Below are 22,593 nucleotides of genomic sequence, written 5' to 3'. Positions count from 1 at the left end.
ACCGGCTATCTATGCAAATCTGGGGAAGGGTCAAGCCGGTTCCGCCACGGATCGCATATTCCCCATGGGTCAGCCTGCCGCCGCCGCCAGGCTGCGGCGGCTCGCGCCGTGCCAGCGCGTCAAGGCTTCCGCCGCCCCGTCGGACAGGGCGATGAACACGCGCCGGCCATCGGTGGGGTCGGCATGGCGTTCCAGCATGCCGCGATCGGTGAGCTGGCGAATCCACCGCAGCGCCGTCGTCGGCGGCACGGCCGCGGCGATGCACAGGCTGGAAACCGACACGCGCTCGCCGGCCAGCCTTGCCGCCATCAGGTCCAGCATCATGTCCCAGGCCGGATCGGCGAACAGGTCGGCCGGCAGGAACTGGTCGCGCAGCCGCCTTGTGCGGATCAGGTCGCGGATCTGCATGGCCGTCAACGTCCCCGTGCCGCCCATGGCCATGTCCGGCGCGCGCGGTGCCGGCGCGGGCGCCATGTCCAGATAGCTTCCCGGCCGGCCCGACAGCGCCGTGACGCCGGCGGCTGGCGCGGCCGTCCCGCCATGGCGGGTCAGCGCGTCCAGCCGCCGCGCCAGCCGGCCGACCTCCTCGCTCAGCCGCTGCAGCCGGCTCGTCTCGCTCTCCCGGCCGATATCGGACAATGCCGCGGGCACGGCACGCCCGGCGATCGCCATGGACAGGGCGCTGGCCAGTTCGACCGGCCCCGGTTCGCACAGCAATTGCACCGATGCATCGTGCAGCTGGGCAAAGGCGGCGTCGACGCTCTCCATCCCCGCGATGACGATCAGCTGGGTGCCCGAAGCGCGGGCCATCATGTCCAGCCGCGCGGCGAGCGGCACGAGCGTCGTGTCCGCCGCCGACCAGTGCAGCAGCACCACGTCGACATCCACCGTGCGTTCCAGCCGCGCCTCCGCCTCGGCCACCGGCACGCCGCCCAGAAGGCGCAGCCCCACGGCGTTGGCCATCGCCGCGATCTGATCGCGCACCGGGTCCCCGGCGAAGATCATCAGGCTGGGCCGCAGGTCCGGCATCGATTCCGCTACGGAAACCGGATCTCGCGATTCCCGACTCCAATCTCGATATGATGCCATGGTCCCGATGTCCTCGATCATGCGCCAAGCCCCCGTGCCACTTTTGTTCCCGCCATTATGCGTAACTGATTCCTGCCCGTCGCCCGCACCTTCCTCCATTATGGAGAAGGATCGGGAGCGCCGAAGCCCTGCCTTCGATTGCCGGGCAGGCGTGCTATCGCGTTGAGCCAGAAGACCCATATGTTTCGATATCGATATGACCTGTGGTTGGACCGCGGTGTAATCATCCATTTCAGAGTCATTTGCCGCATTGCACCACAGACCAATGTTCCCAATATGTTCTCACCAGGGCCATGTCGAGCGATTTTTCGGCATGATTTCCGCAGCGCAGTGGCGGCGCGGCATGAGAATGATTCTCGACTAAGGTCTAACCCGCCTTCTCATTTGACTCCGTCCCCTCATCCGCTATGGCGCTGCCATCGGGATTCACCCGCCTTGACCGCCGGTTGATGCCCCTTCCATTCCGGGGAGGACAAGGAAGGGCGCGGCCTCCTCACCCGCGCGGCCGGGCACTTGCGAGGAGACGCACGACCTATGACCGCCATCGGACAGGACAGCCTGGGCACCCGCGATACGCTGAGCGTGAGCGGCAAGGACATTGGCTATTATTCGCTGAAGAAAGCCGCCGAAAAGCTGGGCGATGTGAGCCGCCTTCCCTTTTCCATGAAGGTGCTGCTGGAAAACCTGCTCCGCTTCGAGGATGGTGTGACCGTCACGGTCGAGGATATCCAGGCGATCGTAGACTGGCAGGTCGACCGCAAGTCCGAGCGCGAGATCCAGTATCGCCCCGCCCGCGTGCTGATGCAGGATTTCACCGGCGTTCCCTGCGTGGTCGACCTGGCCGCCATGCGCGACGCGATGAACGCGCTGGGCGCCGACGCGACCAAGATCAACCCGCAGGTGCCCGTCCACCTCGTCATCGACCACTCGGTCATGGTCGACGAATTCGGCACGCCCAAGGCGTTCGAGGACAATGTCGAGCTGGAATATCAGCGCAATGGCGAGCGCTACGACTTCCTGAAATGGGGCTCCAAGAGCCTCGACAATTTCAAGGTCGTGCCTCCCGGCACCGGCATCTGCCATCAGGTGAATCTTGAGAATATCGCCCGTGCCGTCTGGTCGTCGGTCGATGCTTCGGGCGCGACCGTGGCCTATCCCGACACCTGCGTCGGCACGGACAGCCACACCACCATGATCAACGGCCTGGGCGTGCTCGGCTGGGGCGTGGGCGGTATCGAGGCAGAGGCCGCGATGCTGGGCCAGCCGGTCTCCATGCTCATCCCCGAAGTCGTCGGCTTCAAGCTGACCGGCGCGCTGGCCGAAGGCATTACCGCCACCGACCTGGTGCTCACCGTCACGCAGATGCTGCGCGCCAAGGGCGTGGTCGGCCGCTTTGTCGAGTTCTACGGCCCGGGCGTTTCGGCGCTCAGCCTTGCCGACCGCGCGACCATCGCCAACATGGCGCCGGAATATGGCGCGACCTGCGGCTTCTTCCCGATCGACGGCAAGACGCTGGATTACATGCGCCTGACCGGCCGCGAAGAAGACACCATCGCGCTGACCGAAGCCTATGCCAAGGCGCAGGGCTTCTGGCTCGACACGACCGCCGCCGATCCGGTGTTCACCGACACGCTGGAACTGGACATGGGCAGCGTCGTCCCCAGCCTTGCCGGCCCCAAGCGCCCGCAGGACAAGGTCGCGCTGACGCAAGTCGACGATGTGTTCAACGCCGACCTGGAGAAGGTCTACAAGAAGACCGCCCCCGCCCGCGTCGCGGTGGACGGCAAGGATCATGACATCGGCGACGGCGACGTGGTGATCGCCGCGATCACCAGCTGCACCAACACCTCCAACCCCTCCGTGCTGGTCGCCGCCGGCCTCGTCGCCAAGAAGGCGGTCGAAAAGGGCCTGAAGCCCAAGCCCTGGGTCAAGACCTCGCTGGCGCCCGGCTCCCAGGTCGTCACCGACTATCTGGAGAAGGCCGGGCTGCAGACCTATCTGGATCAGATCGGCTTCAACCTGGTCGGCTATGGCTGCACCACCTGCATCGGCAATAGCGGCCCGCTGGCCGAGCCGATCAGCAAGGCGATCAACGGCAACGACATCGTCGCCGCCTCCGTCCTGTCGGGCAATCGCAACTTCGAAGGCCGCGTCTCGCCGGACGTGCGGGCGAACTTCCTCGCCTCGCCGCCGCTGGTCGTCGCCTATGCGCTCAAGGGCACCGTCACCACCGATTTCGTCGCCACGCCGATCGGGCAGGGCAGCGACGGCAGCGACGTGTACCTCAAGGACATCTGGCCGACCAATGAAGAGGTCCGCTCGGTCATGGACGGCGCGCTGACCCGCGAAATGTTCGTCAGCCGCTATTCGACCGTCTTCACCGGCGACGCCCGGTGGCAGGCGATCAGCGTCGAGGGGTCCGACACCTACAGCTGGCGCGCCGGCTCCACCTATGTCGCCAACCCGCCCTATTTCGAGGGCATGGGCATGACCCCGGCACCGGTCGGCGACATCATCGAGGCCAAGCCGCTGGCGATCTTCGGCGACTCGATCACCACCGACCACATCTCGCCCGCCGGCAACATCAAGGCATCCTCGCCCGCCGGCACCTGGCTGCAGGAGCATCAGGTCGCGCAGGCCGACTTCAACAGCTACGGCGCGCGCCGCGGCCATCATGAAGTGATGATGCGCGGCACCTTCGCCAACATCCGCATCAAGAACCAGATGCTGGACGGGATCGAAGGCGGCATGACCCGCTATGATGGCGAAGTGATGCCGATCTACGACGCGGCGATGAAGCACAAGGCGGACGGCTCCGCGCTGATCGTCATCGCCGGCAAGGAATATGGCACCGGCTCGTCGCGCGACTGGGCGGCGAAGGGCACCAGCCTGCTGGGCGTGCGCTGCGTCGTGGCCGAGAGCTTCGAGCGTATCCACCGTTCGAACCTGGTCGGCATGGGCGTGCTGCCGCTGCAGTTCAAGGATGGCGAAGGCCGCGAAGCGCTGGGCCTGACCGGCGACGAGACCTTCACCGTCAGCAATGTGTCGGGCCTCAAGCCCCGCCAGGACGTGGACGTGGCCGTGAAGCGGGCCGATGGCTCCACCTTCACCTTCACCGCCCGCTGCCGCATCGACACGGTGAACGAGCTGGAATATTTCCTGAACGGCGGCATTCTGCCCTACGTGCTGCGCAAGCTCGCCGCCTGATCGGCAGCGACGGCATGATATCGGCCGGGGTGCTCCACATGCGGGCACCCCGGCTTTTTCGTGCGTCAGAACCATTGCCCCGCCGTCGGCATCGGGCCGGTTGCGCCGGGCCGATGGCACCGGATATGCTGCGCCGGGCTTCCGGTTCAGCGCGATGTCCGGCCGACCGGTGACGGGCTTTATCGCTCCCGATCCTTCCGCCCACCCCATGCCTGAAAGGCAAAGCCCATGCGCCGCCTGATCGACCTCAGCCATGATATCGTCGCGGGCATGACGACCTATAAGGGGCTGCCCGGCCCCGCCATCTGCGATTACTGGACGCGCGAGCAGTCCGCCCGGAATTTCAGCGACGGCAGCAGCTTCCAGATGGGCCGGATCGACATGGTGTCGAACACCGGCACCTATCTGGACGCGCCCTTCCACCGTTTCGAGGATGGCGACGACCTGTCCGCCCTGCACCTCTCCCGGATCGCCGACCTGCCCGGCCTCGTCGTCCGCCATGCGCCGGAACGCGGGCTGGCGGTGGACGCCGGCGCCTTTGCCGACATCGAATGCGCGGGCCGCGCCGTGCTGGTCGACACCGGCTGGAGCCGGCACTGGGGCACCGACGCCTACCTCTCCGACCACCCCTTCCTGACCGCCGCCGCCGCTGAACTGCTGGTCGCGCGCGGCGCGGCGCTGGTCGGCATCGACAGCCACAATATCGACGACACGCGCGGCACCACGCGGCCCGTCCACCGCATCCTGCTGGGCGCCGACATCCTCATCTGCGAACATATGACCAACCTCGCCACCCTGCCCGACGACAATTTCCGCTTCACCGCCGCCCCACCAAAGATCTGCGGCATGGGGACGTTTCCGGTGTGCGCCTTCGCTGTGGTGGAGGGGCGGTGAGGGGAATGAAAGCTCCTGGGGATTTTAGTGGCAGCGAGTTGGAAGCGCGCGACGACGACACAACCCTGCCTTCCGCCACGAGCGATCTTCAAAACGGTCGTTAGATCGCGAGATGCTCCCCAGCGTCAACATGATCAGCGATAGCCGACAATTTAGAGAAGCGGATCAGCGCGTAGAATGAGAGTCCTCGCACGGCTTAAAGCCCGCGCCACATGGCCATCCCTTCCGGCAAGGGCGCCTGCAAATGGTCAGGATAGCCAAATATCGGATCCGCCCGTCCTGCAAGGAATATGTGAAATAGTGATTTCTTCTTCCAGTAGAACTCGCGCTCGCGGGTCACCCTCACCACAAATCCGGCATTCTTGACCGGGAAGTGGTCGACCACCCAATTCGTGCGACCCATCGATATGCCGAGTCCGGCGCCGCCGCTACGCATGCTAAGATCGAAAAGACGGTTCGCCTCCGCGCGAAGCTCAGCCCACCTTTGATATGCCAGAATCTGAGCATGACGCTCCTCCTCTATACCACCAGGATAAAGTGTCTGAATTAAAGCATTCAGTTCGTCGTGGTCTGCTCCGCTCCACCACGCCGCATGACGAACGCTCGCAGCTTGAGAGAGGCTTTGGCCAAGCGCTCCCAAGAATAGACGGAAGCCATACTGAATCTCGAGGCTCGGCGGCGCATGTTCTTCAGTTGGATGCTGTGAAATCGCCACTTTAAGCTATCATATCCATTGGGGTCTATCGAGTCCGGTCCGCCTGAAAACTACCATTCCGCAAACCACCCTACCCCGTCAACCCGTCGATCGCCGCCCAGCCATGGGCGCTCAGTGCCCTCACCTGCTTTGCCCTCCCGGCATTCATACCGCCCAGCGCGATGACGGTCATGCCCTGCGCCTGACGGGCGAGCCGGGCGAAGCCGATCCGACCGAGGGTTGGTGCGCCGGGGTGAGAGCGCGTGGGGAAGGCGGGCGATATCAGCACCATGTCTGCCCCCCTCGCCCGCGCGCGATTGAGTTCCCGCGCGTCATGCGCCGGCGCGCTGTGGATGGGCGGGATGCGACCGGCCGATGCGTGGCGGCGTGTCGCGCGGCCGTGCCAGCCATCGGCGCGCCAGGCCGCCGCCTCGGTCGCCGTGCCCGCCAGCAGCAGGAGCAGGCCATGCCGCCGGGCAATCACCCGCATCGCGTCGAACAGCTGGCGCCGCTCCGCCACCGGCAGGCTGTAATGGCGCAGGATGATGCCCGCCCCCCGCGGCAGGCAGGCGGCGGCGGCAAGCAGCGTCGGCTGCGCAATCCGCTCGTCGGTCAACAGCCACAGGCGCGGTATCGCGCGCGCGCCGCCATGTCGCCCGGCCGCATATTTGCAGTAGAACCCCGTCATCGCCCTGCCTATAGCAGCGCGCATGACAGGCTGCACGGAACAAGAGGCCGCCGCCCAGCGGCTGGCGACGATCAGGACAGGCATCGCCCGCGCGGCGGCGGTGGCCGGGCGCGATCCGCAGGACATCGCGCTGATCGCCATATCGAAAACCCATGATGCTCCCGCGATCACGCCGCTGATCGCCGCCGGCCAGCGCCTGTTCGGCGAGAACCGGGTGCAGGAAGCGCAGGGCAAATGGCCGGCGCTCAAGGAGGCGCATCCCGATATCGCGCTGCATCTGGTCGGCCAGCTGCAATCGAACAAGGCCGCCGATGCCGTCGCCCTGTTCGACGCGATCCACAGCCTCGACCGCCCCTCGCTGCTGACCGCGCTCGCCAGGGCGATGGATACGGGCGGGCGGCAGGTGCCTTGCTTCGTCCAGGTCAATATCGGCGCGGAGGAGCAGAAGGGCGGTTGCACCATCGCCGATGTGCCCGCGCTGGTCGCCGCCGCGCGCGCCGCCGATGTGCCGGTGGCCGGGCTGATGTGCGTGCCCCCCGCCGATGTGGAGCCCGCCCCCTATTTCGCGCTGCTCGCCAAGATCGCGCGGGAAGAGGGGCTGACCGGCCTCTCCATGGGCATGTCCGGCGATTATGAGACGGCGGTGATGCTGGGCGCGACGCATGTGCGCGTGGGCACCGCCCTGTTCGGCGCCCGCCCGCCCATCACGCCCACGGGCTGATGGCCCGTGCGCTGGCAGGCAAGCGAAAGGCCCGCCCCGGCGTAGCGGGACGAGCCTTCCCCCTCCCCCTTTTATCCGGTCAGAACGCGGCGCGCAGGGTCACGCCATAGGTGCGCGGCTCGGCGAGATAGGCGGTGATCAGCTGGTTCGCCATCGGCGCGCCAAGGGCGAACTGGCCGGTGGTCGATGTCGCCGGGCTGCTCGACTGCAACGGGGCGCTGAAGGCGACCTGCGTATAATCGGTGTTGAAGATATTCTGGCCCCAGAATTCCAGCGCCCATTTCTGCTCCGGCCCACGGATGCCGACACGGGCATTGAAGATCGCAAAGCCATCCTGCTTCTTTTCCGGGAACAGGTCCGAGCCGGTATTATAATCGCTGGTCATGCGGCCATCGATGTAGAACAGGCCGGAAAGGCCGCCGCTGCCGATATCCGGCGTCCAGGCGAAGCTGGCCGTCGTCACGAATTTGGGCGCGTTCGAATTGGTGCTGCCCGGCAACAGGAACAGCGCCGGGTCCAGCGGCACCGCGCCGTTGCTGCTGCCCACCAGCCGGTTGGCGAACTTCGCGTCGGCATAGGTGAAGCCGCCGGTCACGCGGACATTGCGGATCGGCGAGGCGTTCAGCTCCAGCTCCACGCCCTGGGTGATGAGGCCCGGCGACACATCGCCCTTGGCGCAGGTGCGGGTGGCGCTGAGCGCGGCACTACACCCATTGATATTCTGGACGATGAAGCTGGTGCCGTTGAAGGTATTGAGCTGGAAATTGGTGAATTCCTGCCGGAAGGCGGCGACATTCGCGCCCCAATGCGGCTGGCTGTATTTCAGGCCCAGTTCGAAGGCGTCCACCGTCTCCGCGCTGAAGCGCAGCGACGCCGCATCGGCATCGCTGCGCGGCGAGAACACGGCGGGCACCGGGTTGAGCCCGGTGGTGCCCAGCTGGAAGCGATCCAGATTATAGCCGCCCGCCTTGTAACCACGCGAATAGCTGCCGTAGACGAGCAGGTTGTTCACCGGCTTCCATGAGAGGACGGCGGTGCCGGAAAACTCGCCATTGCTGATCTTGTCGTTGAGGTCGAGCGCGTTGAGCCCGGTGCTGGCATTGCCAAGGCAGCCCAGCGTCAGGATGCCGCCGGCCAGCGCCTGCGCGGAACCGAGCGCCGGATTGGTGGCGATGCCGGGCAGTCCGCTTGCCTGCAGCGCGGCGCAGGTGGCGTTGTTGTTGTTGAGATCGGCCGAGAAACGCTTGGTCTCATGGGTGTAGCGCAGGCCCAGGGTCAGATCGAGCGTGTTGGTCAGATGCACGATATTATGGGTGAACAGCGCCCAGTTCTTGCTCTTCTGATAATAGAGCGAATTGGTGTCGCCGGTGCCCGAGGGGATGGCGGCCAGGGCGCGCAGGCCGGTGCCAAGGCCCGAGGAGATCGCCCCGGCCTGCGCCGCCGCCGTCCCGGCCGGCAGGCCCGCCTGCAGGAAGGCCGCGTTGAGGCCGGCATTGAGCTGCGCCTGCGTGCCGGTGATAAGCGCGCTGGTCGCGGTGCCATTGGCACAGGCGGCAAGCTGCGCCGGCGAGAAATTGCTGTTGACGCCGGCGCCCGCCAGCAGGCGGCAGGCGGCGAAACGGCCATAGTCCGCGCCGAAGCGGATATTGTCGCGCAGCGTCAGCTTCTCGTCGGCATAATAGCCGCCCACCAGCCAGTCGAGCTTGTCGCCAAAGGCCGATCCCTGCAGCCGCAGTTCCTGCGTGAAGGTCTTGAACTGGCGGAAGGTGCCCGGATCGCGATAGAGCAGGTCGGCACGGTTATAGTCATAATCGCCATAGTCGCGGGACTTGTAGTCGCGATAGGCGGTGATGCTGGTCAGCTTCGCCCCGCCAAGATCGTAATTGACCTCGCCGGAAACGCCCCAGTCCTTGAGCTTGCTGGCATATTCGCGACCCGGGGTGATCGAAAGATCGCGGGAGAAGGGATCGGACGGGATCGGGCCGCCCTGCGCCTGCAGGATGGTGGCGATGCGGTTGAACGGCGCGGTCGTATAGCCGCCGCCTGTCGCCGGACGGCGCTCGGTCGTTTCGATATAGGCGGCGCCACAGCAGCTTTCGTCGCGATGGGTATAGTCGCCGATGATGCGGACGGAGAGCGCGTCGCTGGGCTGGAACAGCGCCTGCCCGCGCAGGAAATAACGGTCGCGGTCATTGGTGTCGCCCACCTTGGCGCCGCTCGCGTCGACCAGCTTGTAGAAGCCGTCCCGCTTCGACCAGACGCCGTCCAGGCTGAGCGCGAGGCTTTCCGTGATCGGGCCGGTGACGCGGCCGGCGACGCGCCAGGCATCGTAATTGCCATAGGTCACGTCACCCTTGGCATGGAAGGTGAACTCCGGCGCCTTGCTGACGATGTTGAGCAGGCCGGCCGAGGCATTGCGCCCGAAGAGCGTGCCCTGCGGCCCGCGCAGCACCTCCACCCGCTCGATCTCGCCAAGGTCGGTCAGGCCCGCGCCGGTGCGCGAACGATAGACGCCGTCGATGAACACCGCGACCGAGCTTTCCAGCCCCGGATTGTCGCCCACCGTACCGATGCCACGAATGCGCGCGGAGCCATTGGCTTCCGTGCCGGTCGATGAGACGAGCAGCGAGGGCGCGAGCTGGTTCAGCTGCCGGATGTCGTTGGCACCGCTGTTCTGCAACGACTGGGCGGTCACGGCCGAAACCGCGATCGGCACGCTGGAAAGTGGGCTGGCGCGGCGCGTGGCGGTGACGATGATGTCGCCGACGGCGGCATCATCCTGCGGTGGCGCTTCTTGCGGCGCGACAGGCGCGGCGTCCTGCGCATGGGCCTGAACGGCGATAGCGATGGCGAGGGGTGCCACGCAGGCGGAAAGCAGCCAGCGGCCTTTTGTCATAATGATGTCCTCTCCTGATGCCCGGCTGTGTCGCCGCGTCCTTCATTACATCGAACAGTATATGCTTGATTCGGGTATGGCAAGGACCGCCCGCATTTGCGTGCAACTGAGCTATTTATACAATAGTCGGTATGGTGGGCGCGCCGGTACGGCACGGCGGGCATCAGCCCGTCCCGCAAGATCAGCATCGGCCGCTCAGCATTGATGGGTCAGCATCGATATGTCAGGGGGAAGCACAGCAGCCTGTCTTCCACCGGCACCAACGCCTCTGCGCCCGCCCCGGTTGCATCGCGAATCGCGGGCGCCGCCGCATCCAGCCCGCCCGTCAGCGCGCCAAAGGCCGGCATCAGCAGCTTGCGCGGGGTCCGCACGAAGCAGCGGCGCGAAACATGGCGGCCGCGCAGGGTGAGGCGCAGCTTGGGATGGAAATGGCCGGAGATTTCCGGGCGGGCCTCCGCCGGATCGGCCTCATGCCGCAGCACGATGCCGTCCACCACCGCTTCGGGCAGCACCACGCCGCCGATCATCGCCTGCGCCTCCGCAGGCAGGCCGATGTCGTGATTGCCCGTCACCCAATGCCAGGCGAGGCGGTCGGCAAGGCCGCGCAGGCGCTCGCGCGTCTCCCCGTCCATCCGGACGGCGCCCGCCATGTCGTGGAAACTGTCGCCCAGGCACCAGAGTTCGACCGCGTCCGTCCGGTCGACAAGCGCCGTCACCGCCTCCAGCGTCGCCCGGCTGTCATAAGGGGGCAGATGCTGGCCCGACCGCGCGAACCAGCTCGCCTTTTCGAAATGCAGGTCGGCAAGCAGCAGCGCGCGGCGGGCCGGCCAGAACAGGGCCGCCTGCCCACAGGCAAGGAAATGGTGCTGGCCGAACGAAAGGGGAACCATCGCTCGCCTATGCACTGGCGCGACCGGGCTTTCAACCATGCGGCAACGCTTCTATAGCGCGGCCATGGCCGACATTGCCCCGCAGGATCATTTCGAAGACAGCGCGCCGCTGACGGTCGCCGCGCTCTATCGCTTCACCGCGCTGGACGATCCCGCCGCGCTGCACGCGCCCCTGCTGGCGCTGTGCGAGGGGCAGGGCGTGCGCGGCACGCTGCTGCTGGCGCATGAGGGGCTGAACGGCACGATCGCGGGGCCTGGCGCAGGCATCGACGCGGTGATCGCGCATCTGCGCACCTTGCCCGGCTGCGCGGCGATGGAGGTCAAATATGCGACCGCCACGACCATGCCCTTCGGCAAGATGAAGGTGCGGCTGAAGCGCGAAATCGTGACCATGGGCGTGCCGGATCTCGATCCGGTGGCGGGCGCCGGCATCCGGGTGGAGCCGGAGGAATGGAACGCGCTGATCGCCGATCCCGACACGGTCGTGATCGACACGCGCAATAATTATGAGATCGCGATCGGCAGCTTTGCCAACGCCGTCGACCCGCACACCGCAACCTTCCGCAACTTTCCCGCCTGGTTCGACGCACAGGCGGAACGCTGGGCGGCGCAGGGGCGCTCACCCCGCATCGCCATGTTCTGCACCGGCGGCATCCGCTGCGAAAAGGCGACCGCCTATGTGCGCGACCGCGGCTTCGAGGATGTCCACCATCTGAACGGCGGCATCCTGCGCTATCTGGAACAGGTGCCGCCCGAACGGAGCCTGTGGCAGGGCGACTGCTTCGTCTTCGACGATCGGGTCTCGGTGGGCCACGGCCTGCGACAGGGCGATCATGCGATCTGCCAGGCGTGCGGCTGGCCGGTGGCAGCCGACAACCGCGAGGCCCATGCCGCGCAATGCGCGGGCACGGGTGCCTGGCGGGATCAATAGGCGCCGCCGCCGATGCCGCTTGCCGAGGCCAGGTGGAAGGGCTGCAGCGCGCTCTGGTCCGGCAACAGGAAGTCGACACGGTGCCGGCCGAAATCGATGGCGACCCGGTCGAACTGCCGCAGCGCCTTGACGCCCAGCAGCAGCGCGGGCTGATCGGCCACCCCAAGCACGCCGAAGGGGCCGCCGTCGGTGAACATCACCGGCAGGTTCCTGAGCACGATCTTCCCCATGGTGATACGGTCCAGCACGCCCCATTGCCCGTCCAGCGTCTCGCCCGTGACGCTGACGAGCTGCGCCGCACCCAGCATTGCGGCGGGCCGCGACGCCACCAGCTGCGTCATCAGCGCGCGGTTGCCGATGCTGTATTCCGTGCCGGTGTCCAGGATGACATGCACCTTGCGCTTGTTAGCCGTGCAATCGAGCAGGATCAGCTGGCCGTCGCGCCGCCGCGCGTCCACCGATACCACGTCGGGCACATAGTCCCGCATCACGCTGCTGGTGATCGTCATCTTGCCGGTGCGGAAGTTCATCACCAGCCGCTTGCCGCGCATCCCGTCCAGCCCCAGCAGGCCCGGCGCGCCCAGATGATCGCCCTCCAGCACCGGGGCGAGCGTGTCGCGCATGCGGGTGGCGCCAAAGCGGATGTCGGGCACGGCCACCGTCGACACATCGGCAAGGCCCGACATGGCAAGGATGGTGACGGGGCGGTCGGCCGTCAGCCCCAGCCGGGTCGCAAGCGCGTGGGAAATGACGGTGCGCTGCGATCCGGTATCGATGACGAAGGGCCATGGCCCGGTGCCGTTGACCTGAACGGGGATGCTGATCCGGCTGTCCGGCTGGGGGATGGCCTGGACGACCGCCGGCTCGGGGCCATCGACAGTCTGCTGCGCCGTCGCCGGGCCGGCGGCCAGGCCGGCCAGCGCGATCATCGCGGATAAGCACGCAACGCGCATGGCACCTCTCCCAAGGTGATTATGCGCGGCAGAATAGCATGGCGCGGGGGAATCCCCAAATGATCCCCAGACGCTCTGGAGGTTCGCTCAGTCCCTGCGCATCGCGGCGTTCACCAGCGCCTCCGCCTCCATCAGCAGCGCGTCGTCCACATCATGCCGGGCGACCATCTCCCGCCCGATGAGGATCAGCACCGGCACGGCGAGCGGGCTGACCCGGTCGAGCGGCCGGTGCAGCATCGTGGCCGCCGCGCGGTCGATCAGCTTGCCGAGGCGGCCGACATCGGTCATCCGCGCCCGCGCATCGGCCCAGGCGGCGCGCAGCAGCATATGGTCGGGCTCGTAGCGGCGCAGCACATCATAAACGAGGTCTGTGGAGAAGGTGACTTGCCGCCCGGTCTTGCGCTTGCCGGGGTGCTGCCGCTCGATCAGGCCGCTGATGACGGCCACGTCGCGAAAGGCGCGCTTGAGCAAGCTGGAGCCTTCCACCCATGCGACAAATTCATGGTCGAGGATGTCGGGGGTGAACAGGCTGGCCGGATCGGTGACGGGCTTGAGGCCATAGACCGCCAGCGCATAATCGTTGGAGACGAAGCCGATGGGCATCAGCCCCTGCGCGTCCATGCGGCGGGTGAGCAGCATGCCCAGCGACTGATGCGCATTCCACCCTTCGAAACTATAGGCGACCATATAATGCCGCCCTTCATGCGGGAAGGTTTCGACCAGCAGCTGGTCCGCCCCCGGCAGCGCCGAGCGCAGCTGCTGCATGTCCAGCCATTCGCGCACATCGTCGGGGAAGCGGTGCCATTGGGCAGGATCGGCGAGAAACGCGCGCACCCGGTCGGCCAGCCGGGTGGACATCGCCATGCGCGTGCCGCCCCAGCTGGGGATGCGCGCCGACCGGGTGGTGGCGCGCACGATCAGGTCGGTGGTGTCCATCCGCACCACCTCCAGCGCCATGCCCGCGAAGAAGAAGCAGTCGCGGGGCGAGAGGGTCGCGGCGAACCCCTCCTCCACCGTGCCCAGCTTGCGGCCATTGGCGAAGCGCACGTCGAGCACCGGCTGATCCACGATGATGCCCGCGTTCATCCGGTGCTGCTGGACGAAGCGGGGGTGGGTGACGCGCCAAAGCCCATCCGGCCCCTTCACCAGCCGCTTGAAGCGATCATAGGCACGCAACGCATAGCCGCCGCTCTCGATGAAACTCAACACCTGATGAAAGGCTTCGGGCGTCAGCGCGGAATAGGGCAGCGCACTCTGCACCTCGGCCAGCATTTCCGCTTCATCGAAGGGACCGGCGCAGGCGAGGCCCATGACATGCTGGGCCAGCACGTCGAGCCCTCCAGCGCGGAAATCATCGGCATCGCGCTCCCCCGCCTCCACGGCATCCAGCGCCGCGCGGGCTTCGAGATATTCGAAGCGGTTGCCGGGGATGAGGATGGCTTCGCTGGGCGTATCGAACCGGTGGTTGGCCCGACCGATGCGCTGGAGCAGGCGCGAGCTGCCCTTGGGCGCGCCCATCTGGATAACGCAATCGACATCGCCCCAGTCAACGCCCAGGTCGAGCGATGCGGTCGCCACCAGCGCGCGCAGCTTGCCCACCGCCATCGCCGATTCCACCTTGCGCCGCGCCTCACGCGACAGGCTGCCATGGTGGATGCCGATCGGCAGGTTATCGTCATTGACCGCCCAGAGTTCCTGAAAGATCAGCTCGGCAAGGCCACGGGTGTTGCAGAAGACCAGGGTCGTGCGGCGGCTGGCAATCTCCTTCATCACCTGGGCCGCAGCATATTTGCCCGAATGGCCGGACCAGGGGATGCGGCCTTGCGGGATCAGGATTTCGATCTCGGGGTCGGCGCCGGGATCGCCGATGACGGTCTGGACCGCCTCGATATCCCCATCCGGCGCGAGCCAGGCGCGATAGGCATCCACATCGGCGACGGTTGCGGACAGCGCGACCCGCCTCAGCGCCGGATTGATCCCCTGCAAGCGCGCAAGGCAGAGGCTGAGCAGGTCGCCGCGCTTCTGGGTGGCGAAGGCGTGGACTTCATCGACAATGACGGTGCGCAGGTCGGCGAAGAGCAGCCGGCTGTCCTCATGGCTGAGCAGCAGGGAGAGCGATTCCGGCGTCGTCAGCAGGATCTGGGGCGGGCGCACGCGCTGGCGGGCCTTGCGCTCGGCAGGCGTATCGCCGGTGCGGGTTTCCACGCGGATCGGCAGGCCCATTTCGGCGATGGGGGTCAGCAGGTTGCGCTGCACGTCTACCGCCAGCGCTTTCAGGGGCGAGATGTAGAGGCTGTGCAGCCGGCTCTCCCGCGGCGCCGCCTCCACCAGCTGCTCCAGCGAGGGCAGGAAGCCCGCCAGCGTCTTGCCCGCACCGGTGGGGGCGACCAGCAGTGCGTGGCGACCGGCACGGGCCGCGGCGAGCATGTCCAGCTGATGGCGGCGGGGCGCCCAGCCACGGTCCGCAAACCAGCGGGCAATCGGTGCTGCAAGGCCATATTTTCCAGCCGTTCCAGCCGCTCCGTCGGGCGGCGTTGCGGCGTCCGCACCGGGCGCATGATCGGATGGGGGCGGGCGCTGCTCCATGGCCGGGGTCTATCGCGATTTGGGGACGGGCGAAATCACCCAGGGCATATCCGTCGGCGCAAGTCGTGGAACCGACAGAAAATGCGACGCGTTGTGAATAGCTTAGGGCACCATTCCGAAATATCGCCGCTCTGGCAATGCCCCGCCGGGAAGCCCCAGACCTGCCGGGCGGAGACCAAAAAAAAGGCCGCCCCGAAGGACGGCCGTATAAGTTTTAGGAGAGGATGCCTGAAAGGCACGTCCTATGTGCGGCGCAGCGCGTCATGCTGCAAATGCGAATAAAACACTCATGGTTGCAAAAATTGCAACCGTCGCTCGGACGTCATATTTCCGTAGCGTCAACTTTGGAGAATCATCGCACGAAAAAACGCAACGGCGGGGCAATCATGTCTTTCCACACCTGCCTTGCGCCGCGAATCACCTGTCAGTGGCCAGCCTGCGGGCCGCGCTCCAGCCCGGACAGCGCAAGCTGCGCGTCGATCTGCGCCATCAACCGCTCCAGACCTGCCTCGTCCTTCGCCTCGGCGCGGGCGACCAGCACGTCCTGCGTGTTGGACGCGCGCAGCAGCCACCAGCCGTCCGCCGTGTTGACGCGCGCGCCGTCGGTATCGTTGACGGTGGCGCCGTCGGCCTTCAGGCGCGCGAGCACTTCGTCGATCACCGCGAACTTGCGGCTTTCATCCACCTGGAAGCGCATTTCCGGCGTGTTCACCATCGCCGGCATCTCGCCGCGCAACTGGGTGACGCTCTTGCCCAGCGCGGTCGCGGCGCGGATCAGGCGGATGGCGGCATAAAGCGCATCGTCAAAGCCATAATATTGATGCTTGAAGAACACATGGCCGCTCATCTCGCCGGCGAGCGGGCTGTCGGTCTCCTTCATCTTCGACTTGATGAGGCTGTGGCCGGTCTTCCACATCAGCGGCACACCGCCCAGCTCGGCGACCCGGTCATACAGCGCCTGGCTGGCCTTCACATCGGCGATGATGGTCGAACCGGGCAGTTCCTTCAGCACAGGCTCGGCATAGATGGAGAGCAGCTGATCGCCCCAGATCACCCGGCCCTCGCCGTCGATCGCGCCGATGCGGTCGCCGTCGCCGTCGAACGCCACGCCGAAGTCCAGCTTCTTCTCGGCGACCAGCGCCTTCAGGTCGACAAGGTTCTTTTCCTCGGTCGGGTCGGGATGGTGGTTGGGGAAATTGCCGTCGACATCGGTGAACAGCGTATAATGTTCGCCGGGGATCAGCTTCACCAGCTTCTCCACGATCGGGCCGGCAACGCCATTGCCCGCGTCCCAGCCGATGCGATAGGCGGCGCCGTCGAAATTCTCCATCAGCCGCGCGACATAGCGGTCCATGATGTCCACGCTCTCGCTGCCGGCGCTGCCTTCGATCCAGTCGCCTTCCTGCGCCATCCTGCCCAGCAGCTGGATGTCCGCGCCGAAGAAGGGGCGGTGCTGGAACACCATCTTGAAGCCGTTGTAGTTGGCCGGGTTGTGGCTGCCGGTGATCTCGATGCCGCCGTCCACGTCCAGCACGGCTTCGGCATAATAGAGCATCGGGGTCGGGCCTTCGCCGATCCGCACGGCATGGATGCCGCTTTCGTTCAGGCCCTTGACCAGCGCCGCTTCCAGGATCGGCGAGCTGACGCGGCCGTCATATCCGACCGCGACCTTCGATCCCCCGGCCCGTGCGATGAGCGTGCCGAAGCCGCGACCGATGGCATAGGCATCCGCCTCGCCCAGCGTCTCGCCGATAATGCCACGAATGTCATATTCACGCAGGGAAGTGGGGTGGAAGCTGTGGGTCATTGATGATCCTGTCTCTGGGGTTGGGATTCAGCGGTGGGGAATGCGGCGACCCGCCCGTGGTTCATTCTTTCCGGTCATGATGCCGCAGCATGACGTCGCGCGCAGCATTAATCTTGGCCGCCAGCGCCTCCGTACCCCCCTTGTCGGGGTGGACAGTGGCGATAAGGCGGCGATGTGCGGCCCTTATCTGGTCCGGATCGGCGTCAATCGGCAAACCGAGCAACGCGGCGGCCTCCGTGGGCGATTCGTCCGCGGGCGTGATTCGGGGTGGGACGGGCCGGGGCCGGGGGCTTGCGCGCCCCTTCGCCTGCCGCGTGCGCCACAGGTAGAAGCCGCCGGAGATCAGCAGCGGCACCGCGCCGGCCAGCGGCTTGCCCTTGGCGGCGAGCACCGCGCCGACGATGGCGAGCCCCAGCGCCGCGCCATCCCGCGCGGTCATGCGCTGCAGCCTGCCGGTGACGATCAGCCAGCCGGCAAGGCCGATGAGCAGCGCGGCCAACAGACCCATCAGGCTACCCCACGCTCCTCCGATGAATTGGCCTCCGGCGATCCAGAATCCGGGGATTGGGCATCCGGCGATCGCGCCTCTGCCTCGCTGACCAGCGGCAAGGCGAGCCCGGCCACCATCTCGCGCAGTTCCTGCCGGGCGGCGACATGGCTGATACCCAGTTCGCCCAGATGCCCCTTGTCGAGCAGGGTGAGGCCCGAGGGGAAAAGTTCGCGGAAGATCACGCGTTCCGACAGCCCCGGGATGACGCGGAAGCCAACCCGGCGGGAAAGCTCCATCAGCGCATCGCCCACGCGCTTCTTGTTGCGCGCATCGTGATGCTGGACGCGGTTGCGCAGCACCACCCAGTCGATGGAAACGCCGTCGGCCTTTGCCCGCTCCTTGCGCGCTTCGAAGATCAGCTCGGAATAGAAGCTCAGGCGGCGAACCTTGAAGGTTTCCGCATCCACTTGCCCGATCAGGTCGAAATCGACGAAGCTGTCGTTCATCGGCGTGACCAGCGTATGCGCGCGCGCCGCCATGTGGCGGGCAAAGGCATCGTCGCGGCCGGGCGTATCCACGATCAGGAAATCCTTGCCGGCGCCCACGGCGGCGGCTTCCTCTTCCAGCGCGGCCGTGCTGTCGCCCTTCAGCACCGCGCAATCGGGCATGGGTAGGGAGATGGCGCGGCGACGCTCGGTTTCCCGCCGGTTTTCCATATAACGATCGACGGTGCGCTGGCGCGGGTCGAGGTCCAGCATGCCCACGGCAAAGCCCAGCGCGGAAAGCGCAACGGCGGTATGCACCGCCGTCGTGGACTTTCCGGTGCCGCCCTTTTCGTTGGCGAAAACGATTGTATGCGGCTGTTGGCGCGCCATGTCCCTGTTGAGCCCTCAAAGAATCTTGACCGACCGGCTCCCCGATGCCTAGGGACGAAGGGCCGTTCGCGAACGCCCTTATCGGAGCCTTCCTCCCCGTGCAAATCCTGCGTGACCTTCCTGCCCTGCGCGCCGCGCTTGGAGCCCTGCGTGCCGATGGCCGGCGCATCGCCCTGGTGCCGACCATGGGCGCGCTTCATGACGGCCATATGGCATTGGTGGAGGAAGCCAAAAGGCTGGCGCCGCATGTCGTCGTCTCCATCTTCGTCAATCCCAGGCAGTTCGGTCCGAACGAGGATCTTGCCGCCTATCCCCGGCGCGAGGCGAGCGATGCCAAGCTGTTGACGGATGCGGGCGTCGCCATCCTGTGGGCGCCTTCGGTGGGCGTGATGTATCCGGACGGCTTCGCCTCCAACCTCTCCGTCTCCGGCGTGACCGAGGGGCTGGACGGCGCCGCGCGGCCCGGCCATTTCGACGGAGTGGCCACCGTGGTCGCCAAGCTATTCAACCAGGTCCAGCCCGATGTCGCGCTGTTCGGCGAGAAGGATTATCAGCAGCTTGCGACGATCCGCCGGATGGCTGCCGACATGGATTTCCCCATCGACATCGTCGGCCTGCCCACGCAGCGCGCGACCGACGGCCTCGCCCTTTCGTCGCGCAACACCTATCTGACCGACGAGGAACGCAAGGCGGCGCTCGCCCTGCCACGCGCGCTGGGCGAGGCGGTGCGGGAGCTGGAGCATGGCGTGGCAGTGGGCGAGGCGCTGGATCGCGCAGTTGCGTCGCTGCGCGCCCATGGCTTCGATCCCATCGACTATGTGACCTTGTGCGACGCCACGACGCTGGAGCCGATGGCGGCGCTCGACCGCCCGGCCCGGCTACTGGCCGCCGCGCGCATGGGCAAGACCCGCCTGATCGACAATCTGCCGGTGATGCCGGCGTCCCCGTCCCCCGGTTCGGATGGCGATCCAGCCGCCTGATCCGGTATCCCGGCGGCGATTCGCCACGAAGCCCGACGATTAACCCTGAATTTGCCCGGAAATGGAGGCAATTTAAGGGAAAACCCCTATCCGCCTGTTAACCATTTCTTATCCCCGCCCGGCGAAGCTGGCCCCCAATATTCACGCAGAGGTGTTCGTGTCAGGGGGATGAAGTCATGGGTAACAGTATCAAGAGCGCAGAATTTCTCATCGAAAGCCGGCTGGCGGACGCCGCCCGGGGATCGCCGGAAGCCTGTTACGATCTTGGCATCGCCTATAGCTGCGGCACGGGCGGCGTCGGCATCGACCTGATCGAGGCGCATAAATGGTTCAACCTGTCCGCGCTGGGCGGCAGCGAAGCGGGCCAGGCGATGCGCGCCGAGATCGCCGACGAGATGACCGCCCGCGAAATCTCCGAAGCGCAGAAACTTGCCCGCGCCTGGATCGTCGCAACCGGCCGCCGCGCCGCCTGACCGACGGTCATCAGGCCTCGCCGCTGCCACCCTGCTTGAAGGGCACATGCGTCGAGAGGAATTCCCGTTCCTGACTGACGGCCGCGCGCTCCTGTTCCAGGAAGTCGGCAATCGCGCGCCTGAACCCCGCGTCGGGGATATAATGGGCCGACCATGTCGGCATCGGCACATAACCGCGCGCGAGCTTGTGCTCGCCCTGCGCACCCGCCTCCACCCGCTGGAGGCCAAGCGCGATCGCCGCGTCGATCGCCTGATAATAGCACAGCTCGAAATGCAGATAGGGGATGTCGCGCGAACACCCCCAGTAGCGCCCGTACAGCGTGTCCGCGCCGATCAGGTTCAGCGCGCCGGCCACCGGCACGCCGCCGTCCAACGCAAAAATCAGCAAGATCCTGTCCGCCATCCGCTCGCCCAGCAGGGTGAAGAAGGCGCGGGTCAGATAGGGCCGCCCCCATTTGCGGGCGCCGGTATCCTGATAGAAGGTCCAGAAGGCATCCCAATGCGCCTGCGTGATCGCATCGCCGGTCAGATGCACGATCTCCAACCCCTCGACCGCCCGCGCCCGCTCCTTGCGCACATCCTTGCGGCGGCGGCTGGAAAGATCGGCGAGGAAATCCTCGAAACCGGCATAACCGCGATTGGACCAATGGAACTGGTGCCCCTCGCGGATCAGCCAGCCGGCATCGCGGAAGGTTTCAAGCTGCGCTTCCTCGACAAAGGTCACATGGGCGGAGGAAAGGCCGTTGTTGTCCGTCAACGCCTCCAGCGCGGCGACCAGCGCGGGGCCGAGCGAAGCGTCGCGCAGCAGCAGCCGTGGGCCGGGCACCGGGGAGAAGGGCGCCGCCACCTGGATCTTGGGATAATAATTGCCGCCCGCCCGCTGCCACGCATCGGCCCAGCCATGGTCGAACACATATTCGCCCTGGCTGTGCGTCTTGCCATAGGCCGGCGCGATGGCGGCGGGCCGCCCATCCGCACCGTCGATCAGGATCGGCAGCGGTTGCCAGCCGGTGCCGGGGCCGACGCTGCCCGATTCCTCCAGCGCGCTCAGAAATTCATGGGAGACAAAGGGGTTGGCATCGCCGGCACAGGCGTTCCAGTCCGCCCGCGCGATCTGCGCCACACCCGGCACGGTGCGCGCGACCAGCGGTGCGCGGTCGTCTTCAGCCATGGGCCGACTCAGCCATTGGCCAATGCAGCCATGGACGGATGCTCGAAGATGATCTGATCGGCATGGACCAGCGCCACCGCCTCCTGCGCGGCGTCGCGCACCGTCCAGCTCAGCACGGGAAGTCCCCGGCGGCGGGCGCGCGTGGCGAAGGGGGCGGGCAGGTCGCGGATATCATAGGCCAGGAAATCGGGTTTCGCCCGCCAGAGCGCAAGGGTGCGCTCCACCGCGCCGCGCATTTTCCCCTTGCCCTGCTGCGTCACCACCAGTCCGCGCACGACGCGCGGGGCCGCACGCGCGAACCATGCGCCCACCTGCGGATTGAACGACATCACCGCGACCGGGCCGCGATAGCCCTCCAGCGCGCGGCGCACACCATGGCACAGCCGCGCCACCTGCCGCCCCGGCACCTTCACTTCGATCAGCAACGGCCGCTGCCCGGCGACCAGCGCCAGCAGCGCCTCCAGCCGGGGCAGCCGCTCTCCATTGCCGGAGAGGGTGACGGCATCGAGCAGATCGGCGGTGCGCACGCCGAGCGGCCCCTTCTCGCCGGTCAGCCGGTCCAGCAGCGTATCGTGGAAGATAAAGGGAATGCCGTCCAGGCTCGCCTGCACGTCGCATTCCATGCCATATCCGGCGGCCATCGCCTCATCGAAGGCGGCAAGGCTGTTTTCGACCACCGCGCCGCCATGCAGGCCGCGATGGGCAAAGGGGATATCCTTCAGAAAGGCGATCCGCGCCGCATCGGGCGCGGGCGCCAGCAGCGCATCAAGCGGCGCGAACAGCGACAATCGCGTCGATCTCTACCACGGCGCCCAGCGGCAGCACGGGCACGCCCACGGCGCTGCGGGCATGGCGGCCGGCGTCGCCGAAGATCGCCACCATCAGTTCGGATGCGCCATTGGCGACCTTTGGCTGATCGGTGAAGCTGCCGGCGCTGTTGATGAAGGCGCCCAGCTTCACGATCCGTTCCACCCGGTCGAGCGAGCCCAGCGCCGCCTTGATCTGCGCCACCAGCATCAGGCCGCATTTCTCCGCCGCGCGCATGCCGAAATCGACATCGCGGTCCTCGCCCAGCCGGCCGGTCATCAGCGCGCCATCGTCAAACGGCAGCTGGCCGGAGATGTGCAGCAAGCCGCCCGCCTCGACCGCCGGCACATAGGCGGCGACAGGGACTGCGGGCGTGGGAAGGGTGAGGCCGAGTTCGGCGATGCGGCTTTCAATGCTCATGGATGCGTCATCACCATGGGG

19 protein-coding genes are annotated in these 22,593 nt (G+C 66.6%); 6 read left to right on the top strand and 13 right to left on the bottom strand.

Translation table 11 applies throughout. From position 1 onward, the window contains the following. Positions 1-69 precede the first annotated feature (69 nt). On the bottom strand, positions 70-1,029 hold the full coding sequence (locus tag WFP78_RS00325) for a winged helix DNA-binding protein (protein ID WP_336957767.1): 960 nt from the start codon (positions 1,027-1,029) through the stop codon (positions 70-72). A gap of 594 nt (positions 1,030-1,623) precedes the next feature. Here WFP78_RS00325 and acnA point away from each other — a divergent pair. Together acnA and WFP78_RS00315 are read left to right on the top strand one after the other, a co-directional pair. Continuing rightward, complete coding sequence (gene acnA, locus WFP78_RS00320; RefSeq protein WP_336957766.1) at positions 1,624-4,296, top strand: aconitate hydratase AcnA; 2,673 nt, start codon at positions 1,624-1,626, stop codon at positions 4,294-4,296. A 228-nt stretch (positions 4,297-4,524) separates the two neighbouring features. Further along, positions 4,525-5,190 carry a cyclase family protein gene (locus WFP78_RS00315; RefSeq protein WP_336957765.1) on the top strand — a complete coding sequence of 222 codons (666 nt, stop codon included), beginning with the start codon at positions 4,525-4,527 and terminating at the stop codon, positions 5,188-5,190. Between the two features lie 196 nt (positions 5,191-5,386). On the opposite strand, the gene WFP78_RS00310 is transcribed toward WFP78_RS00315, so the two are convergent. After that, a complete protein-coding gene (locus WFP78_RS00310; protein WP_336957764.1) occupies positions 5,387-5,905 on the bottom strand; it encodes a hypothetical protein in 519 nt (172 codons plus the stop codon). A gap of 70 nt (positions 5,906-5,975) precedes the next feature. Further along, on the bottom strand, positions 5,976-6,572 hold the full coding sequence (locus WFP78_RS00305) for a thiamine phosphate synthase (protein ID WP_336958191.1): 597 nt from the start codon (positions 6,570-6,572) through the stop codon (positions 5,976-5,978). A 22-nt stretch (positions 6,573-6,594) separates the two neighbouring features. On the opposite strand from WFP78_RS00305, the gene WFP78_RS00300 reads away from it, so the two are divergent. Then, the gene (locus WFP78_RS00300) at positions 6,595-7,293 is read left to right on the top strand and encodes a YggS family pyridoxal phosphate-dependent enzyme (RefSeq protein WP_336957763.1); all 699 of its coding nucleotides are present in this window, start codon (positions 6,595-6,597) and stop codon (positions 7,291-7,293) included. A gap of 79 nt (positions 7,294-7,372) precedes the next feature. Here WFP78_RS00300 and WFP78_RS00295 read toward each other — a convergent pair whose 3' ends face one another. After that, positions 7,373-10,189: a TonB-dependent receptor gene (locus WFP78_RS00295; RefSeq protein ID WP_336957762.1), complete on the bottom strand. Its 2,817-nt coding sequence runs from the start codon at positions 10,187-10,189 to the stop codon at positions 7,373-7,375. A 209-nt stretch (positions 10,190-10,398) separates the two neighbouring features. After that, on the bottom strand, positions 10,399-11,079 hold the full coding sequence (gene pdeM / locus WFP78_RS00290) for a ligase-associated DNA damage response endonuclease PdeM (RefSeq protein ID WP_336957761.1): 681 nt from the start codon (positions 11,077-11,079) through the stop codon (positions 10,399-10,401). 64 nt (positions 11,080-11,143) lie between these two features. Here pdeM and trhO point away from each other — a divergent pair, with 64 nt between their 5' ends. Continuing rightward, complete coding sequence (trhO, locus tag WFP78_RS00285) at positions 11,144-12,010, top strand: oxygen-dependent tRNA uridine(34) hydroxylase TrhO (protein WP_336957760.1); 867 nt, start codon at positions 11,144-11,146, stop codon at positions 12,008-12,010. Here trhO and WFP78_RS00280 read toward each other — a convergent pair. The 5 genes from WFP78_RS00280 to WFP78_RS00260 form a co-directional block, all read right to left on the bottom strand. Continuing rightward, the gene (locus WFP78_RS00280) at positions 12,004-12,963 is read right to left on the bottom strand and encodes a retroviral-like aspartic protease family protein (RefSeq protein WP_336957759.1); all 960 of its coding nucleotides are present in this window, start codon (positions 12,961-12,963) and stop codon (positions 12,004-12,006) included. The two genes, trhO and WFP78_RS00280, sit on opposite strands and share 7 nt — an antisense overlap. Before the next feature lie 87 nt (positions 12,964-13,050). After that, positions 13,051-15,549, bottom strand: coding sequence for a ligase-associated DNA damage response DEXH box helicase (locus WFP78_RS00275; RefSeq protein ID WP_336957758.1), 2,499 nt, complete (start codon positions 15,547-15,549; stop codon positions 13,051-13,053). 424 nt (positions 15,550-15,973) lie between these two features. Then, a complete protein-coding gene (gene pgmG / locus WFP78_RS00270) occupies positions 15,974-17,356 on the bottom strand; it encodes a phosphoglucomutase/phosphomannomutase PgmG (RefSeq protein WP_336957757.1) in 1,383 nt (460 codons plus the stop codon). Positions 17,357-17,417: 61 nt separating this feature from the next. Continuing rightward, entirely contained in the window at positions 17,418-17,864 is a 447-nt protein-coding gene (locus WFP78_RS00265; protein ID WP_336957756.1) for a J domain-containing protein, read from the bottom strand. Then, complete coding sequence (locus WFP78_RS00260) at positions 17,864-18,721, bottom strand: division plane positioning ATPase MipZ (protein ID WP_336957755.1); 858 nt, start codon at positions 18,719-18,721, stop codon at positions 17,864-17,866. Before WFP78_RS00260 ends, WFP78_RS00265 begins: the two co-directional genes overlap by 1 nt. Positions 18,722-18,819: 98 nt before the next feature. On the opposite strand from WFP78_RS00260, the gene panC reads away from it, so the two are divergent. Then, positions 18,820-19,701 (top strand): pantoate--beta-alanine ligase, encoded by an 882-nt coding sequence (gene panC, locus WFP78_RS00255; protein ID WP_336957754.1) that lies wholly within the window; start codon positions 18,820-18,822, stop codon positions 19,699-19,701. 176 nt (positions 19,702-19,877) lie between these two features. Beyond that, positions 19,878-20,174, top strand: a complete 297-nt coding sequence (locus WFP78_RS00250) for an SEL1-like repeat protein (protein WP_336957753.1) — start codon at positions 19,878-19,880, stop codon at positions 20,172-20,174. Positions 20,175-20,184: 10 nt separating this feature from the next. Here WFP78_RS00250 and WFP78_RS00245 read toward each other — a convergent pair whose 3' ends face one another. The 3 genes from WFP78_RS00245 to WFP78_RS00235 are packed head-to-tail and all read right to left on the bottom strand — an operon-like array spanning position 20,185 to position 22,572. Continuing rightward, a complete protein-coding gene (locus WFP78_RS00245; RefSeq protein ID WP_336957752.1) occupies positions 20,185-21,345 on the bottom strand; it encodes a GNAT family N-acetyltransferase in 1,161 nt (386 codons plus the stop codon). 8 nt (positions 21,346-21,353) lie between these two features. Next, positions 21,354-22,133, bottom strand: a complete 780-nt coding sequence (locus WFP78_RS00240) for a glycerophosphodiester phosphodiesterase family protein (protein WP_336957751.1) — start codon at positions 22,131-22,133, stop codon at positions 21,354-21,356. Further along, positions 22,111-22,572, bottom strand: a complete 462-nt coding sequence (locus WFP78_RS00235; protein ID WP_336957750.1) for a RidA family protein — start codon at positions 22,570-22,572, stop codon at positions 22,111-22,113. The genes WFP78_RS00240 and WFP78_RS00235 overlap by 23 nt, the downstream gene beginning before the upstream one ends. Positions 22,573-22,593 lie beyond the last annotated feature (21 nt).

This window comes from Sphingobium aquiterrae, assembly GCF_037154135.1.
Classification (GTDB): domain Bacteria; phylum Pseudomonadota; class Alphaproteobacteria; order Sphingomonadales; family Sphingomonadaceae; genus Sphingobium; species Sphingobium aquiterrae.
The sequence above is the reverse complement of the archived record's forward strand: the minus strand, read 5'-3'. Positions and strand labels throughout refer to the sequence as shown.

Bases quoted from the DNA above. Each gene is read 5' to 3' on its own strand.
- WFP78_RS00325 (WP_336957767.1), bottom strand. From the start codon at position 1,029: ATGCCGGACCTGCGGCCCAGCCTGATGATCTTCGCCGGGGACCCGGTG.
- acnA (WP_336957766.1), top strand. From the start codon at position 1,624: ATGACCGCCATCGGACAGGACAGCCTGGGCACCCGCGATACGCTGAGC.
- WFP78_RS00315 (WP_336957765.1), top strand. From the start codon at position 4,525: ATGCGCCGCCTGATCGACCTCAGCCATGATATCGTCGCGGGCATGACG.
- WFP78_RS00305 (WP_336958191.1), bottom strand. From the start codon at position 6,572: ATGACGGGGTTCTACTGCAAATATGCGGCCGGGCGACATGGCGGCGCG.
- WFP78_RS00300 (WP_336957763.1), top strand. From the start codon at position 6,595: ATGACAGGCTGCACGGAACAAGAGGCCGCCGCCCAGCGGCTGGCGACG.
- WFP78_RS00295 (WP_336957762.1), bottom strand. From the start codon at position 10,189: ATGACAAAAGGCCGCTGGCTGCTTTCCGCCTGCGTGGCACCCCTCGCC.
- pdeM (WP_336957761.1), bottom strand. From the start codon at position 11,079: ATGGTTCCCCTTTCGTTCGGCCAGCACCATTTCCTTGCCTGTGGGCAG.
- trhO (WP_336957760.1), top strand. From the start codon at position 11,144: ATGGCCGACATTGCCCCGCAGGATCATTTCGAAGACAGCGCGCCGCTG.
- WFP78_RS00280 (WP_336957759.1), bottom strand. From the start codon at position 12,963: ATGCGCGTTGCGTGCTTATCCGCGATGATCGCGCTGGCCGGCCTGGCC.
- WFP78_RS00275 (WP_336957758.1), bottom strand. From the start codon at position 15,549: ATGGAGCAGCGCCCGCCCCCATCCGATCATGCGCCCGGTGCGGACGCC.
- pgmG (WP_336957757.1), bottom strand. From the start codon at position 17,356: ATGACCCACAGCTTCCACCCCACTTCCCTGCGTGAATATGACATTCGT.
- WFP78_RS00265 (WP_336957756.1), bottom strand. From the start codon at position 17,864: ATGGGTCTGTTGGCCGCGCTGCTCATCGGCCTTGCCGGCTGGCTGATC.
- WFP78_RS00260 (WP_336957755.1), bottom strand. From the start codon at position 18,721: ATGGCGCGCCAACAGCCGCATACAATCGTTTTCGCCAACGAAAAGGGC.
- WFP78_RS00250 (WP_336957753.1), top strand. From the start codon at position 19,878: ATGGGTAACAGTATCAAGAGCGCAGAATTTCTCATCGAAAGCCGGCTG.
- WFP78_RS00245 (WP_336957752.1), bottom strand. From the start codon at position 21,345: ATGGCTGAAGACGACCGCGCACCGCTGGTCGCGCGCACCGTGCCGGGT.
- WFP78_RS00235 (WP_336957750.1), bottom strand. From the start codon at position 22,572: ATGAGCATTGAAAGCCGCATCGCCGAACTCGGCCTCACCCTTCCCACG.